This window comes from Methylobacterium sp. WL103 (assembly GCF_008039885.1).
GTDB lineage: Bacteria > Pseudomonadota > Alphaproteobacteria > Rhizobiales > Beijerinckiaceae > Methylobacterium > Methylobacterium cerastii.
In genome coordinates, this window is the sequence record NZ_VRUX01001144.1 from 1 (window position 1) to 703 (window position 703).

Sequence of the window (703 nt, forward strand, 5' to 3'; positions counted from 1 at the left end):
GCGCTCGACCACGGCCGAGGGCCGCGAGACCCGCTCGGCGGACAGCGTCGCGGTGGCGGTCTCGCCCTCGCGCACCGAGAAGCCGCTGGTGGCGCTGATCGCGCCGGACAAGCCGACGGTGGTGCTGTCGCAGCCCGACGCGCCGACCGCGCAAGGGTCGCCGGCCGGGCCGGGTCAGGCGTCGCCGGGTAAGGATGTCGCGAGCAAGGGCGTCGCGAGTAAGGACGTGGCGGGCAAGGCGGTGCCGGGCCAGGCGGTGCCGGGCCAAGTCGCACCCGGCAAAGTCTCGTCCGGCAAGGACGGCGCCGGAAGCGGCGCGGCGCCGGGCAAGGCGGCGACGGCCGCGAAGACGACGCCGGACACATCCGCGACGAACGCCCCCGTCAAGATCGTCAGCGTGGACGCGCAGGAGGGCGGGCGGCTGTTCGTCACCAGCCAGGCCTCGCCCGGGGCGACGGTGCGGCTCTACCTCAACGACACGCTGATCGCGCCGGCCAGCGTCGGGGCCGACGGCAAGGTCACCTTCACGATCGGCCGCGGCGTGAAGCCGGGCGACTACATGGTGCGGGTCGACCAGGTCGACGCGGTCTCGGGCAAGGTGCGCGGCCGCGCCGAGGTGCCGTTCTCGGTGCCGGAACCGGCCCGCGTCGCCGCGAACGCCGCGCCGACCAGACCTGCGCCGGACAAGCCCGCGCCCGTCGGC

Annotated in this window: 1 pseudogene; it reads left to right on the plus strand. The window is 75.5% G+C overall.

Annotated elements, in window-relative coordinates:
* Window positions 1–88: 88 nt before the first annotated feature.
* Window positions 89–703, plus strand: a pseudogene (locus tag FV222_RS30355) (hypothetical protein); the annotation flags it as partial.